Origin of the sequence: Streptomyces sp. NPDC091282 (assembly GCF_044757385.1) — a bacterium.
Taxonomy (GTDB): Bacteria; Actinomycetota; Actinomycetes; order Streptomycetales; family Streptomycetaceae; genus Streptomyces; species Streptomyces gramineus.
The window spans coordinates 447,597-461,762 of sequence record NZ_JBIVUX010000007.1 but is presented as its reverse complement, the minus strand read 5'-3'; the positions used below and the strand labels follow the sequence as shown (position 1 = coordinate 461,762).

Annotated in this window: 13 protein-coding genes; 7 read left to right on the top strand and 6 right to left on the bottom strand. The window is 72.0% G+C overall.

Features of this window, described 5'->3' with window-relative positions; genetic code table 11:
- The first annotated feature begins 24 nt into the window (after nt 1–24).
- The 3 genes from cmk to der all read left to right on the top strand — a co-directional run bounded on the left by cmk (nt 25) and on the right by der (nt 2,918).
- A complete protein-coding gene (gene cmk / locus ACIQOE_RS31675; protein WP_351320692.1) occupies nt 25–711 on the top strand; it encodes a (d)CMP kinase in 687 nt (228 codons plus the stop codon).
- A gap of 62 nt (nt 712–773) precedes the next feature.
- Nucleotides 774–1,361 carry a lysophospholipid acyltransferase family protein gene (locus ACIQOE_RS31670; RefSeq protein WP_351320769.1) on the top strand — a complete coding sequence of 196 codons (588 nt, stop codon included), beginning with the start codon at nt 774–776 and terminating at the stop codon, nt 1,359–1,361.
- Between the two features lie 78 nt (nt 1,362–1,439).
- A complete protein-coding gene (gene der / locus ACIQOE_RS31665; RefSeq protein WP_351320690.1) occupies nt 1,440–2,918 on the top strand; it encodes a ribosome biogenesis GTPase Der in 1,479 nt (492 codons plus the stop codon).
- Nucleotides 2,919–2,973: 55 nt separating this feature from the next.
- Here der and ACIQOE_RS31660 read toward each other — a convergent pair whose 3' ends face one another.
- Entirely contained in the window at nt 2,974–3,381 is a 408-nt protein-coding gene (locus tag ACIQOE_RS31660) for a hypothetical protein (protein WP_351320688.1), read from the bottom strand.
- 134 nt (nt 3,382–3,515) lie between these two features.
- Nucleotides 3,516–4,298: a hypothetical protein gene (locus tag ACIQOE_RS31655; protein WP_351320686.1), complete on the bottom strand. Its 783-nt coding sequence runs from the start codon at nt 4,296–4,298 to the stop codon at nt 3,516–3,518.
- Nucleotides 4,299–4,837: 539 nt separating this feature from the next.
- Between ACIQOE_RS31655 and ACIQOE_RS31650 the strand changes: the two genes are divergently transcribed.
- Together ACIQOE_RS31650 and ACIQOE_RS31645 are read left to right on the top strand one after the other, a co-directional pair.
- Nucleotides 4,838–5,530 carry a transglycosylase family protein gene (locus ACIQOE_RS31650; RefSeq protein WP_351320684.1) on the top strand — a complete coding sequence of 231 codons (693 nt, stop codon included), beginning with the start codon at nt 4,838–4,840 and terminating at the stop codon, nt 5,528–5,530.
- Between the two features lie 462 nt (nt 5,531–5,992).
- On the top strand, nt 5,993–6,208 hold the full coding sequence (locus tag ACIQOE_RS31645) for an I78 family peptidase inhibitor (RefSeq protein WP_351320682.1): 216 nt from the start codon (nt 5,993–5,995) through the stop codon (nt 6,206–6,208).
- Between the two features lie 107 nt (nt 6,209–6,315).
- Here the strand turns inward: ACIQOE_RS31645 and ACIQOE_RS31640 are convergent, their stop codons facing one another.
- Both ACIQOE_RS31640 and ACIQOE_RS31635 read right to left on the bottom strand, forming a co-directional pair.
- Entirely contained in the window at nt 6,316–7,347 is a 1,032-nt protein-coding gene (locus tag ACIQOE_RS31640; protein WP_351320680.1) for a phosphatase PAP2 family protein, read from the bottom strand.
- Nucleotides 7,348–7,585: 238 nt separating this feature from the next.
- Nucleotides 7,586–8,884: a mannosyltransferase family protein gene (locus ACIQOE_RS31635; protein ID WP_401415052.1), complete on the bottom strand. Its 1,299-nt coding sequence runs from the start codon at nt 8,882–8,884 to the stop codon at nt 7,586–7,588.
- Between the two features lie 260 nt (nt 8,885–9,144).
- Between ACIQOE_RS31635 and ACIQOE_RS31630 the strand changes: the two genes are divergently transcribed.
- Both ACIQOE_RS31630 and ACIQOE_RS31625 read left to right on the top strand, forming a co-directional pair.
- Complete coding sequence (locus ACIQOE_RS31630; protein WP_365573392.1) at nt 9,145–10,746, top strand: MFS transporter; 1,602 nt, start codon at nt 9,145–9,147, stop codon at nt 10,744–10,746.
- Between the two features lie 80 nt (nt 10,747–10,826).
- Entirely contained in the window at nt 10,827–12,020 is a 1,194-nt protein-coding gene (locus ACIQOE_RS31625) for an acyl-CoA dehydrogenase family protein (RefSeq protein ID WP_351320674.1), read from the top strand.
- A 37-nt stretch (nt 12,021–12,057) separates the two neighbouring features.
- On the opposite strand, the gene ACIQOE_RS31620 is transcribed toward ACIQOE_RS31625, so the two are convergent.
- Nucleotides 12,058–12,498, bottom strand: a complete 441-nt coding sequence (locus ACIQOE_RS31620) for a cell division protein SepF (protein ID WP_351320672.1) — start codon at nt 12,496–12,498, stop codon at nt 12,058–12,060.
- 308 nt (nt 12,499–12,806) lie between these two features.
- Entirely contained in the window at nt 12,807–13,769 is a 963-nt protein-coding gene (locus ACIQOE_RS31615; protein WP_365562624.1) for an ABC transporter substrate-binding protein, read from the bottom strand.
- Nucleotides 13,770–14,166 lie beyond the last annotated feature (397 nt).

Genomic DNA, 14,166 nt, shown 5'->3' with positions numbered 1-14,166 from the left:
CCCGCACCCGGAAGGTGTCCCCCCGTGGAAAACGGCGCCGTAAAGCCCGTGATTGTCGCGATCGACGGCCCGTCGGGCACCGGCAAGTCGAGCACGTCCAAGGCCGTGGCCGCCCAGCTCGGCCTCAGCTACCTCGACACCGGCGCCCAGTACCGGGCGATCACCTGGTGGATGGTGACCAACGGCATCGACCTCACCGACCCGACCGCCGTCGCCGCGGTCGCGGGCAAGCCGGAGATCGTCTCCGGGACCGACCCGTCCCACCCGACGATCACCGTCGACGGCGTGGACGTCGCCGGCCCGATCCGCACCGAGGAGGTCACCTCCAAGGTCAGCGCGGTCAGCGCGGTCCCGGAGGTGCGCACGCGGATCAGCGAGCTGCAGCGGTCGCTGGCCACCGGCACCGAGACCGGGATCGTCGTCGAGGGCCGCGACATCGGGACGACCGTGCTGCCCGACGCCGACCTGAAGGTCTTCCTCACCGCGTCCGCCGAGGCCCGCGCGGCCCGGCGCAGCGGCGAGCTCAAGGGCGCCGACGTCAACGCCACCCGCGAGGCCCTGGTCAAGCGGGACGCGGCGGACTCCAGCCGCAAGACCTCGCCGCTCGCCAAGGCGGACGACGCGGTCGAGGTGGACACCACCGAGCTGACGCTGGCCCAGGTCATCGAGTGCGTCGTCACCCTCGTCGAGGAGAAGCGGGCCGGGAAGTGAGCGGCCCCTCCATCCCCTCGCAGCGGGGCGCCGAGGTGGGCCGGCGCATCGGCGTCGGCCTCATGTACGGGCTGTGGAAGCCGCGCGTGCTGGGCGCCTGGCGGATGCCCGCGCACGGCCCGGCGATCCTCGCCGTGAACCACTCCCACAACATCGACGGCCCGATGGTCATGGGCGTCTCGCCCCGGCCGACGCACTTCCTGATCAAGAAGGAGGCGTTCGTCGGGCCGCTGGACCCGTTCCTGAACCGGATCGGCCAGCTCAAGGTGGACCGGCAGTCCACCGACCGCACGGCGGTCACCCGCGCGCTCGGCGTGCTGGAGGCCGGGGGAGTGCTCGGCATATTCCCCGAGGGCAGCCGGGGCGAGGGCGACTTCGCCTCGCTGCGCGCGGGCCTGGCCTACTTCGCGGTGCGCTCCGGGGCGCCGATCGTGCCCGTGGCCGTGCTGGGAAGCTCCGAGCGGCCCGGACGGCTGGTCAAGGGGCTGCCGCCGCTGCGCGCCCGGGTCGACGTCGTCTTCGGCGAACCCTTCGAGGCGGGCGACGGCAGCGGCCGGCGCACCCGCAGCGCTCTGGACCAGGCCACCGAGCGCATTCAGAAGCAGCTGACCAGCCACCTGGAAAACGCCAGGCGCCAGACCGGACGCTAGGCGACACTTGAGTAGTGGATCAGCCCGTCATGGGGGCAGTCCACCGATCACCACGATGAACGACGAGGTACGGACTTCATGAACGACCACATCCAGCCCGGCGACTCGGCTGAGCACGAGTACGACCACGGGGCGCTCGGCGACGCCGAGTACGCGGAGTTCATGGAGCTCGCCGCCGAGGAAGGCTTCGACGCCGAGGACGTCGAGGGTGCCATCGAGGCGGCGGGCCACGGCCCGCTGCCGGTGCTCGCCGTCGTCGGCCGCCCCAACGTCGGCAAGTCGACCCTGGTGAACCGCATCATCGGCCGCCGCGAGGCCGTCGTCGAGGACAAGCCCGGCGTCACCCGCGACCGCGTGACCTACGAGGCCGAGTGGGCCGGGCGCCGCTTCAAGGTCGTCGACACCGGCGGCTGGGAGCAGGACGTCCTCGGCATCGACGCCTCCGTGGCGGCGCAGGCCGAGTACGCGATCGAGGCGGCCGACGCGGTCGTCTTCGTCGTGGACGCCAAGGTCGGCGCGACCGACACCGACGAGGCGGTCGTCCGCCTGCTGCGCAAGGCCGGCAAGCCGGTGGTGCTGGCCGCCAACAAGGTCGACGGCCCGAGCGGCGAGGCCGACGCGTCCTACCTCTGGTCCCTCGGCCTCGGCGAACCGCACCCGGTCTCCGCCCTGCACGGCCGCGGCACCGGCGACATGCTCGACGCCGTCCTGGAGGCGCTGCCCGAGGCGCCCCAGCAGACCTTCGGCACGGCGGTCGGCGGCCCGCGCCGGATCGCGCTCATCGGACGGCCGAACGTCGGCAAGTCCTCCCTCCTGAACAAGGTGGCGGGCGAGGAGCGGGTCGTCGTCAACGAACTCGCCGGCACCACCCGCGACCCGGTCGACGAGCTGATCGAACTCGGCGGGATCACCTGGAAGTTCGTCGACACCGCGGGCATCCGCAAGCGGGTCCACCTCCAGCAGGGCGCCGACTACTACGCCTCGCTGCGCACCGCGGCCGCCGTCGAGAAGGCCGAGGTGGCGGTCATCCTGATCGACGCCTCCGAGAACATCTCGGTCCAGGACCAGCGGATCGTGACCATGGCCGTCGAGGCGGGCCGCGCGATCGTCGTCGCCTTCAACAAGTGGGACACCCTCGACGAGGAGCGCCGCTACTACCTCGAACGCGAGATCGAGACCGAGCTGGGCCAGGTCGCCTGGGCGCCGCGGGTCAACGTCTCCGCGCAGACCGGCCGCCACATGGAGAAGCTGGTCCCCGCCATCGAGACCGCCCTGGCGGGCTGGGAGACCCGCGTCCCCACCGGCCGCCTGAACGCCTTCCTCGGCGAGCTGGTCGCGGCCCACCCGCACCCGGTCCGCGGCGGCAAGCAGCCCCGCATCCTGTTCGGGACCCAGGCCGGCACCAAGCCGCCGCGGTTCGTCCTCTTCGCCTCCGGCTTCATCGAGGCGGGCTACCGGCGCTTCATCGAGCGCCGGCTGCGCGAGGAGTTCGGTTTTGAGGGCACCCCGATCCACATCTCCGTGCGGGTGCGCGAGAAGCGCGGCAAGAAGAAGTAGACGCACGAATGAGGGGCGGCCACCGTCATCGGTGGCCGCCCCTCGGGCATGTTCGTCACTGGCCCCGGCGCGGGCCCGGCGGAAGCGCCGCCGGTACCGGGTGCATCCCGGTCTCCTGGGACCGCCCGAGCGGCCCGATCCGCTGCCACTGCGGCTGCTGCGGCTGGTCACCGCCGTTCCGGGCGCTGTAGGCGCCCGCGCTGTACGCGCTGTAGGAGTTTCCCCCGTACATCCCGAAGCCGTACGTGCCGGTGCTGAACGGGGTCGTCCCGAAGGCGACGAAGCCCAGCTCCTCCTCACCGCTGCGGTCACCCGGCAGCGTTCGGAAGCTCTTGACCCACTCCGCGTAGAGCGAGTCGTAGATCGGCGTGGCCGAGAGCGCGCCCAGGCTCTCCTGTCCCGTCCGGGCGGACGGGACAGCGGAGAAGGACGGCCGGCGGGGCGGAAGGTCGTATGCGTGCACGTATGTCCAAACGACCGGGTCACCAAAGGGATGCGGCTCTCCCGCACCCCGTTGGAGGGCGGCCGGCCGCGCGACCAGCCATGACGCGCCCGCGGCCGCCGCCGCGGTGCGGCCGCGCGGCCCCCGGGCGGTCCTCAGACCCCCGCGAGGGGCAGTGCCGCCGCCACCAGCTTGCCGTTCGCCGCGGCCTTGTCGAGCGCGTCGCGCAGCAGGTCCTCGCGGGGCTGCCGGCCGATCGACCCGACCGGCGCCGCGAACATCAGCACCTGCTGGTGCTTGTTGGCGGCCGCCCGCCAGCCGTCGGTCACCTGCAGCGGCTGGTGCGCCTGCCACCAGGCCACCGGCTGGCCGCCGTTGTTCCCCGGCTGGAGCACCGCGTGCAGCTGGCCCACCGCCAGCAGCACCGACCAGCCGTGCAGCACCGGCGGCACCGCGGCCAGCGCGGTCACCGGCATGAAGCCCTGCTCGATGAGGAGCGGCAGGAAGTCGTCGCCCACCCCGTCCGTGCCCGGCCGCGCGATCGGCGAGGTCGGCTCGACGACGAGCGCGGGGTGCAGCTCCCCGGCGATCAGCACCAGTCCGCTGGTGACACCGAGCACCGCCTGCTCGGGCACGGACTTCCGCGGTCCGCCGGGCGCGCTGTCACCGCTGATCGAGCGGACCGCGCCCTGCAGTTGCTCCTCGGTGACCTGGACGACCTGCGAGGGCAGGCAGCCCGCGTGGGCGAAGGCGAGGACGGCGGTCTCGTCACCGATGAACAGGACGGTGCTGGTGCGCTCCTGTTCGGAGTCGCCCGGGGTGCGGCAGGACGTGCAGTCGTAACTGCCTGGGGCGTTGTCTCCGGCGAGCAGCCGGTCGGCTTCTTCGTCGCCGATCTCGGCGCGTACCTCGTCGCTGACGTCGAGCATGCGCGGCACGGTGGCTCCCTCGGGATGCGGTACGTGAAGGCCCGGGCGGATCCCGGTCCGTGAGCCCCAGGGGGTTGCGGGCTCATGAAGAAGACAACGGGTGATCTGTGGTGGTGGTCACGCCCCCGGGGGATCGGGATCCAACCATCCATCGCACTGGGTCACCCGGCGTGCGGAAAACGGCACGCTCCGTCAACTAGGCGCACGCCAAAGGAGTTTGAGGCGGTGAGGTGGGTCACAGATCCATCGATCGCATGGTCGATACATCATGAAATCAGGGTATGTAGTGGGTGGCCGGAATTCGCCGCTACCCCAGGTAACGTGGAACTGGCCTGGCTCGACGGGGAGTTGGTTGATTCCGGGCGTTCCCGCTCTCTAGATTCCTCCGCCGTGTGCAACGAGCACCGCTCGGGTACGTCCGCCGGCCGGCACCGGAAGAGCACCATCACGGTGCCGGCCGCGGCGGACGGGGCGGCCGCGACGAACCGCGTCCATCGCGGGGACCGCGTCCCGCTTGGGGGATCCCGGGTATGCGGAGAGGGAAATACATGTCCGAGTGTGCCGATACCACCCGTGAGACCGCCGACCGGAACGGCTCCCGCAGGGGCCGTACGACGGCGGCCCTGGCCGGAGCGGCGCTGCTCGCCCCGCTGGGCCTGCTGGCCGCGACCGGCAACGCCGCGGCGGCGGACAACGGGGTGTGGGACCGCATCGCCCAGTGCGAGAGCGGCGGCAACTGGCACATCAACACGCACAACGGCTACTTCGGCGGACTGCAGTTCTCCGCCTCCACCTGGCGCGCGTACGGCGGCTCCGCCTACGCGTCGACGGCCGACCAGGCCTCCAGGGAAGCGCAGATAGCCGTCGCCACCAAGGTCCAGCAGGCCCAGGGCTGGGGGGCGTGGCCGGTCTGCTCGGGGCGGGCCGGAGCGACCGGCTCGGCGCCCGAGGGGGCCTCCGCGACCACGAGGAGCCGCACCGAGTCCGCGACCCGCTCCACCGGCGGATCGGCCGCCCGGCAGAGCACCGGGTCGGCCCCGGCGCACCAGGAGGCGCGGCGCCCGGCGGCCCGTACCGGCCGTGACTCGGCACGGGGCGACTACACCGTCCGCGAGGGCGACACCCTGAGCCGGATCGCCGAGCGCCACGGCACCACCTGGCAGCGCCTGTACGCCGCCAATGAGGACGTCATCGGCGGCGACCCGAACCTCATCGTGCCCGGGCAGCGCCTCGCGCTCTGACGCGCGCTCCTGCCCCGCACCGCCACGCCCCGCCCGGTCCGACCGGGCGGGGCGCGGCGCGTGGTGAGGGCGATTCACCCGCGCCCGGACCGCGTCGAGTTCGCGGCGCCGCCACCGGTCCGGGGCCCCGGCCCCTGCGGGGGTTCCGTGCCGAAGCGGTGAATCTCTTATGCGGTGTCAGCTCGCGCGGCGGCCGTGGAATCGGAATGGAATGCGCCCGGCCGGGCGCTCCGGGTCCCCGCTTCCGGTTCTTTCCGGCGCGCTTTTCGGAAGACCCTACCGGCGTCGGGGAATTGCGTGCGAATGAGCCGGGAAGGCGTACCGAACCGCTCGAACGTGTGACGGAGTTCGATCGAAACGCGTGTCGTGATTCTGTGACAGAAGCGTGACCGGGGAGGGACGTCGGACTTCGCGGGCCGTTCCCGGCTTCCGTCGCCGCCGGAAGCCGCCTAGCGTGGCCGTATGGCACCGAATCCGGCTCCGGCGCAGGAGCCCCAGGACAGCCCGCAGGGATACGTAGGCCTCGACGCGGGCGACGCCGAGCGGCTCGCCCGGCAGCGGGGGTGGCCCACGGTCCGCGCGCTGCCACCGGGCGCGATCATCACCATGGAGTACCGGGCGGGGCGGCTCAACTTCGAGGTGCGCGACGGCGTCGTGGCGCGCGCCTGGAAGGGCTGACCCCCGCGACGGCGAAGGCCCCGGTTCCCGCAGGGGAACCGGGGCCTTCGGTGCGTGCGGGCCGGCTGTGCGTACCGGGTGCCCGCGCGCACGGGCCGGTCCGGGTGTCAGCCGCCCGTCAGCGGGCGGGCCGGCTGGGCGGTGCCGCCGCGCGGCTGGCGCTCGGGGTGCTGCGGCCGGCGGCTGCCGGCCGGGGTGACCGGGGTGCGCTCCGAGCGGGCCGTGTGCGGGCCCGGCGCCAGATGGATCGGGGTCCGCGGCGAGCGGACCTGGGAGACCGGCTCGCGCTCCGGCGCGGGTGCGTCCTCGGCGGCCGCCGAACGCGGCTTGAGCACCACCGGGGAGGCCGGGACGGGCACGGGGACCGGAACCGTACGGCCGCGGCCGGCGCGCCAGCGGTCGCGCAGGTCGAAGATCCAGGTCTCGGCGCGCGCGATGAACGGCTCGCACCACGGCAGCGCCAGCAGGATCAGCAGTCCCGCCGCCCAGCCCAGCAGGACGTCGCTCAGCCAGTGCGTACCGAGGTAGACGGTGGACAGGCCGACGCCGAGCGAGGTGACCGCGGAAGCGGCGGAGAGCCAGCGGCGAGCCCTCGGGGTGGAGGCCAGATATGCCAGAATTCCCCAGGTCACCACCGCGTTCGCGGTGTGTCCGCTGGGAAATATATCGCCGCCCAGGCCCATCTCGTTCGAGCCGATCACGGTCGCGTAGTGCGGACCGAGGCGCCCCATGCCGAGCTTGGCGGCGCCGACCGTGATGTTGAGCAGCAGCAGCGACGCGCCGAGGGTCAGCAGCGGGCGCAGGGTGTGCTGCCGCCAGGAGCGCCAGCCCAGCCAGGCCGCGACCATCACGGCGGTCGGGCCGCGCTGGCCGAGGACCACGTAGTAGTCGACGAACCAGTGGATTTCCGACCACTGCTGGTACGGCCGGAAGAACATGACCAGCCAGTCGAGCCGGACCAGCCAGGACGTGATCACGACGGCCCACACGATCGCCAGGTAGAAGGCGAGGGTCGCGGTGAACAACACGACCCGGTGCCGGCTCATCCGCGGCACATCAATGTGGGCCGGTCGTTCCGGCTCACGGTCCAGCCTGGCGAACACCCGGTCCAGACGGGTGAGGTTTCGTTCGGTACGCACCCAATCGACGTTACAGCGAGTGAGCTCTGTTCCCGGTCGAAACAGCGGCTTTGTGATGACGATGTGATGTGGGAAACCTCTCAGGAGGTCTCCGAATTCTAAGGATTCCGTAATCCGCGGGGTGCCCGGCCTTCAATTCCTTTGATCATGCCGGGCGGCCGTTTTATGGCACTTATGAATTCGTTAACCAAAGCGTGGCGTGGAGTCCCCCGGGTGCTCACCGTCGGTGCGCCGATGATCATGGCGGACCGGAGCCGTTCAGCCAGAACGCGCCATACACCGCCGAAGCCACCGCCAACGCTGCCGTGACCAGCGCCGCTCTGCGCGGGCGTGCGCCGGCGAGGGCCCGGGCGAGCGGCAGCAGCACCGGGAAGGCCGGCATCAGCAGGCGCGGCTTGGAGCCGAAGTAACTCGACGCGCACAGCGCGAGCGCGAGGACGACGCCCGTGTAGACCAGCAGCGGAAGCGGCTGGCCCTGGCGCACGCCGGTCACGTAGAGCCACAGGAGCAGGCAGACGCCGACGGTCAAACCCGCTCCGGCCAGGGCGGACGGAAATGACGTGAACTTGTCGGCGACGAAGCGCGCGAACGCGTAACCGCCGTCGAAGCCGTTGCGCCAGCCCGCCTGGACGTCCAGGTAGCCGAGCGGGCCCCTGCCGGTGCGGTGGCCGACCCACAGCACGTAGGCGGCGGCGCCGACGGGGGCGAGGAGCATGCCGAGGACGCGCCGCCAGGCGGGTGCGCCCTCCGCGGCGTCGGGGGCGGGCGGCGCGGATGATGCGCCGGGCGGTCGCGTAACGCGCCGGGTCCGGCCGGCGCCGGACTCCTCCGGGGCGCATCCGCCGTCCCGCGCGCCGGACGGATGCTCCCCGCTCCGGTCGCGCACGCCCGCGCTCCGAGCCCGCACGAACGAGACCACGCCCGCCGTCCACACCGCCGCCACGACGGCGAGCCCCACCGGCCGGGTCAGCCCCGCCAGCGCGGCCAGGACGCCGGCGCTCACCCAGCGGCCGGTCAGCACGGCGTACAGCGACCACGCGGCCAGCGCGGTGAACAGGGACTCGCTGTACGCCATCGACTGCACGATCCCGACCGGCAGCACCGCCCACAGCAGGACCGCGCAGACACCGGTCCGCGGGCCGTGGACGAGGTCGGCGACGGCGAAGACGCCCCAGGCCGCGGCGAGCGAGGCGAGCAGGGCGACCGTGAGGCCCGCACCGCCGTACGACAGCGGCGTGAGCGCGTGCGCCAGCCGCTCCAGCCAGGGCAGCAGCGGGAAGAAGGCCAGGTCGGAGTGGACGTCACCGTTCGGCAGCCGCACCTCGTAGCCGTACCCGCCCCCGGCGACGCGGGCGTACCACAGCGAGTCCCAGCGCGCCGTCAACAGGACGTACGCGCTCTTGCCCCGCGCCCCGCTCCACACGGCCAGCGCGAGCAGGCCGAGGGCGCGCACGGCGGCGTACCCGAGCAGGGCCGGTGCCGCCCGGCGCAGGGCCGGGACGCGCGGTGCCGCCACGGGCGTCTCAAGATCGGTCACAGGCTCGATTATCGACGCGGCGCGGAGCCCGCGGACCCGGCCCCGTCCGCCGGGACGCGAGGTCAGTGGCGTACACCACACGACTTCCGCGGAACCGGTGAGAGGTCCGCCACGCACCGCCGGAACGAACTCGCGTACGCTGTCGTGTCACTCGCGTTCGTATGCGCGGGCCGGAGACCCCCGCTCCTCTCCGGCCGTACGACGGGGAGTCCCCGCCCGCCGATCCGCCGCACGCGAGGGATCATCTGGGAGGTACGTACATGTCCGGGACGACCACGGCAGCCGTACGGCCGCGCCGTCGGGCGACCGGTACCGGTGCCAACCGCTGGGTCGTCCTCGTCGTCCTCTGCGTCAGCCTGCTGCTGGTCGCCCTCGACGCGACCGTGCTGCACGTCGCCGTGCCCGCCGTCACCGAGGACCTCAAGCCCGGCGCCATGGAACTGCTCTGGATCGTCGACGTCTACCCGCTGGTCTGCGCCTCGCTGCTGATCCTCTTCGGCACGCTCGGCGACCGCGTGGGCCGGCGGCGCGTCCTGCTCCTCGGGTACGCCCTGTTCGGGGTCGCCTCGGCCGCCGCGGCGGCCGCGCCCACCGCCGAAGCGCTGATCGGCGCCCGGGCCCTGCTCGGCGTCGGCGGCGCCATGATCATGCCGGCCACGCTGTCGATCCTCCGGCAGGTCTTCCCCGACCGCCGTGAACGCGCCCTGGCCATCGGCATCTGGAGCGCGGTGGCGGCGGTCGGCGCGGCCGTCGGGCCGCTGTTGGGCGGCTTCCTGCTCGAACACTTCTGGTGGGGTTCGGTCTTCCTGGTCAACATCCCGCTGATGCTGATCAGTCTGCCGGTGGGACGCCTGCTGCTCCCCGAGTCGCGCGGCGACCGCGACGGACCCTGGGACGTCGTGGGCGCCCTGATGGCGGCCGTCGGCCTGTTCGGCGTGGTGTTCGCCGTGAAGCGGCTGGGCAGCGGCGAACCGGCCGCCGACGCGCTGACGGTGGCACCGCTGGTGCTCGGCGCGCTGCTGCTGTTCCTGTTCGTACGACGGCAACGGCGGCGCACGTTCCCGCTGGTGGACCTGAAGATGTTCGCGCGGCCGGCGTTCAGCACGGCGGTGGGCTGCATCGTGCTCGCGATGCTCGCGCTGGTCGGTCTTGAACTGATCGCCGCGCAGTACCTGCAACTGGTGCTGGGCCTGTCGCCGTTGCAGACGGGGCTGCGCCTGCTGCCGCTGACGCTCGCCGCGATGGCGGCCGGGCTGGCGGGTGCGCGGCTGCTGCGGCGGGTCGGGCCGCGCCGGATGGTGTGCTTCGGTTTCTGCCTGACCGCGGCCGCGGTGCTGACGCTGACCGCGATGGGCGGCGCGGACGACGCGGGCCTGCTGCTGTTCGGTTTCGTGCTGCTCGGCTTCGGCCTGGAGACCACGCTCTTCGGGGCGTACGAGTCGATGCTGAGCGAGGCGCCCGCGGCGCAGGCCGGCGGGGCGGCGGCGATCGGCGAGACCTCCTACCAGCTGGGCGCGGGCATCGGGATCGCGCTGCTCGGCAGCGTGATGAACGCGGCCTACGCGCCGGGGCTGGCGCGGGTGCCCGGAGTGCCGGAGACGGAGTCCGCGGCGGCCGGTCATTCGCTGGGCGAGGCCTACGAGGTCGCCGGCCGGCTCGGCGGTCCGGCGGGCGCGGCGCTGCGCCGGGCGGCCCGGGACTCCTTCGTGCACGGTCTGCACGTGACGCTGCTGGTGAGCGCGGGTCTGCTGCTGCTGGGCGCGGTGATGGCGCTGCGGCTGCCCCGGGTGATGCAGTGCGAGGAGGCCCCGGTGGAGGTGCCGGCTCCCAGGGAGCCCCAGATGTCCCGCGTCTCGGCCTGACCGGCCCAGGGCGGCTGGGCGAACGGGGGGACTGCGCGTAGCCTGGTCCGACTAGCGGTGCTAGTTTCAGGAGGGTTTGCATGTCCGCGTCCGGGAAGTTGCCTCCGTTCGATGCCGGTGATCCGCTCGGCATCGACGATCTTCTGGAGCCGGAGGATCTCGCCGTCCGGGAGACCGTGCGGAGCTGGGCGGCCGACCGGGTGCTGCCGTTCGTCGCCGACTGGTACGAGAGCGGGGAACTGCCCGGGATCCGGGAGCTGGCCAGGGAACTGGGCGCGATCGGTGCCCTCGGGATGTCGCTGACCGGCTACGGCTGCGCCGGCGCGTCCGCCGTGCAGTACGGACTCGCCTGCCTGGAGCTGGAGGCCGCCGACTCGGGCATCCGCTCGCTGGTGTCCGTGCAGGGATCGCTCGCGATGTACGCCGTCCACCGGTTCGGGAGCGAGGAGCAGAAGTCCCGGTGGCTGCCGGCCATGGCCGCCGGTGAGGTCATCGGGTGCTTCGGCCTCACCGAGCCCGACCACGGCTCCGACCCCGCCGCCATGCGCACGTACGCCAAGCGCGAGGCCGGCGGCGACTGGGTGCTCAACGGGCGGAAGATGTGGATCACCAACGGCTCGGTGGCCGGCGTGGCCGTCGTGTGGGCGCAGAGCGACAACGGGATCCGCGGGTTCGTCGTGCCCACCGACACGCCCGGGTTCTCCGCGCCGGAGATCAAGCACAAGTGGTCGCTGCGGGCGAGTGTCACCAGCGAACTGGTGATGGACGACGTACGGCTGCCCGCCGATGCCGTGCTGCCCGAGGTCACGGGGCTCAAGGGTCCGCTCAGCTGTCTGTCGCACGCGCGCTACGGCATCGTCTGGGGCGCCATGGGAGCGGCCCGCACCTGTTTCGAGACGGCCGTCGACTACGCCAAGTCACGGGAGCAGTTCGGCAGGCCCATCGGGGGCTTCCAGCTCACCCAGGCCAAACTCGCCGACATGGCGGTCGAACTGCACAAGGGGATCCTGCTCGCCCATCACCTCGGGCGGCGGATGGACGCCGGCCGCCTGCGTCCCGAGCAGGTCAGCTTCGGCAAGCTCAACAACGTACGGGAGGCGATCGAGATCTGCCGTACGGCACGGACGGTCCTCGGCGCGAACGGGATCTCGCTGGAGTACCCGGTGATGCGGCACGCGACCAACCTGGAGTCGGTGCTCACCTACGAGGGCACCGTCGAGATGCACCAGCTCGTGCTGGGCAAGGCGCTCACCGGGCTCGACGCCTTCCGGTGACCCCTGCGCGGGGGCAGGGCCGGCGAGCGGCCCTGCCTCAGCTCTGGTTGAAGAAACCGTCCTCCCGGCGCGAGGCCGGCTCACCGTTGACGATCTCGGTGTTGGCGGGGGAGAGCAGGAAGACCCGGTTGGACACCCGGTCGATCGAACCACGGAGGCCGAAGATCAGCCCGGCCGCGAAGTCGACGACCCGCTTGGCGTCGCCCGCCTCCATGGCCGTGAGGTTCACGATGACCGGCACGCCCTCGCGGAACAGCTCGCCGATCGCGCGGGCGTCCCGGAAGCTGTCCGGGGTGATCGTGCCGATCCGGCGGCCCTTCTCCTCGGCGGTGTCCGTGGCCACCTTGACCCGCGGGTCGGTGACCCAGGCATCCCCGGGCTGCTCGGTCCCTTCGGAGTAGTCGTCGTCGTAGTAGCGCTCGTCATCGTTGTCGTCGACGAGGCCAAGCCAGGCACTCGCCTTGCGTACCGATCCCATGGACGCCTCCTCTCACAGCGGTCTTTCATGCTTCCGCATCCCTATGGTCGTCCATGATGCGGATGGCGCGCCAAGTGGATAGACGCCGCGCGGGGGGTTTGTGACGGTACTGGTGCAGAGCGCGTACGTCGAGAGCCCAGGTACCCCAAGGGTCCTGACCCACACGGCTGCTGACTGTGAGTGAAATATGATTGTTCCGGGCGTATGGGTGATGAGAGGTGCGTCCGGGTGAACCGACGGGCGTCGATGAACTGACAATAGGCCGGTACGACAGCCCAGCTCAGCGTCGTACCGGCCCTGACGTACTGTCAGTTCTTCAGCTCGGGCGGGGAGATCCGCGAGGTGTCGATCGCCGACGCGGTCGTCCCCCACTTCCGCAGAATCCGGTCGTAGGTACCGTCGGTGATGAGCCTGTTCACGGCGGCCTGGAACGCGGGCGCCAGTTTCGTGCCCTTCTTGAAGGCGAAACCGACGTCGAGCCGGTGGTACTCGTTGAGGAACTTCAGGCCCGGCTGGTGGGCGACGGCGTACCGCAGGCCGTTGATCGTGGACATCACGACATCGCTGCGGCCCTGCTGGACCGAGGACCAGACGGCGCTCTGCTCGCCGTAGGTCTGCACGCCGTACGGCTTCTCGCCGGCGTCGGAGCAGACCTTTTTGTTCTCCTCCAGGGTCGCCTCGAAGGTGGTGCCCGCGCCGGTCGCGACGTTCAGGCCGCACAGCTGCCGCAGGTCGGTGATCTTCGACAGCTTGCTGTCCGAGCGGGTGGCGAAGCCCTGGCCGTCGTTGATGTAGGTGACGAAGTCGATGACCTTGCGGCGCTCGTCGGTGACCCCGAAGTTGGCGGCGCCGACGTCGTACTTGCCGCTGTCCAGGGCGGGCAGGATCGCTTCGAAACCGGCCTGCTCGATCGTGAGCCTGATGCCCAGCACCTTCGCCACGGCCTCGGCGAAATCGACGTCCTGGCCGGTCAGGGTCTTGCCGTCGGGCAGATAGGCGGTGCCGGGCGGGGTGCCGCCGACCGTGACCGCGACGGTGAGGGCGGTGGTGCCCGGCGGCAGCAGCGCGGCGGCCCGGCCGTCCTCACGGACCGCGGAGACCACGTCGGTGGTGGGGATCGCGCCGCTCTTGGCCGCCGCCCCCCGGGCGGAGCCGGCGCCCGACGGGACGCCGGAGCCGGAACCGCAGGCGGTGAGGGACAGGGCCGCGACCGAGGCGGCCGCGACGGCGGAGAGCAGGAACCGGAAACGGGCAGGGGTGGGCGTACGCATCGTCGGGCGGTCTCCTGGGATCAGCAGGCGTGCGGAGCACGAGGCACGGCGCGGAAGGGAGTGCGAGGGGAGGGGTGCGCGTGTGAAGGCGAAACGGGCGACGCGGCGGAGAACGCGAGGAGTCCCCGCCGTCGGCGGGGCGCGCAGTGGGTCAGCTCAACAGGAACAGGACCACACGCGACCGAAGTCGATGTGGGAGCGGGTGACCAGCCACTGCTGCGGATGCATGGGCCAAGTGGAACAGGTCTCCGGTTCCCCGTCAACCGACCTGAGACGCGCTGCTCACAGTCCGGACACCCTTGACAGGGAGGGGAAACGGCGCCGTACAGTCGAAGGACGGCCCTGCTGAGGGGCTCGGCCGTGCGAGCGCCGCCCAGCGGCGGCGCTCCGTGTGAAG

What these genes read in the sequence shown, in the direction of transcription:
- ACIQOE_RS31630 (WP_365573392.1), top strand. Translation starts at nt 9,145, where the DNA reads ATGTCCGGGACGACCACGGCAGCCGTACGGCCGCGCCGTCGGGCGACC.
- ACIQOE_RS31615 (WP_365562624.1), bottom strand. Translation starts at nt 13,769, where the DNA reads ATGCGTACGCCCACCCCTGCCCGTTTCCGGTTCCTGCTCTCCGCCGTC.
- ACIQOE_RS31620 (WP_351320672.1), bottom strand. Translation starts at nt 12,498, where the DNA reads ATGGGATCGGTACGCAAGGCGAGTGCCTGGCTTGGCCTCGTCGACGAC.
- ACIQOE_RS31625 (WP_351320674.1), top strand. Translation starts at nt 10,827, where the DNA reads ATGTCCGCGTCCGGGAAGTTGCCTCCGTTCGATGCCGGTGATCCGCTC.
- ACIQOE_RS31650 (WP_351320684.1), top strand. Translation starts at nt 4,838, where the DNA reads ATGTCCGAGTGTGCCGATACCACCCGTGAGACCGCCGACCGGAACGGC.
- ACIQOE_RS31670 (WP_351320769.1), top strand. Translation starts at nt 774, where the DNA reads ATGTACGGGCTGTGGAAGCCGCGCGTGCTGGGCGCCTGGCGGATGCCC.
- der (WP_351320690.1), top strand. Translation starts at nt 1,440, where the DNA reads ATGAACGACCACATCCAGCCCGGCGACTCGGCTGAGCACGAGTACGAC.
- ACIQOE_RS31645 (WP_351320682.1), top strand. Translation starts at nt 5,993, where the DNA reads ATGGCACCGAATCCGGCTCCGGCGCAGGAGCCCCAGGACAGCCCGCAG.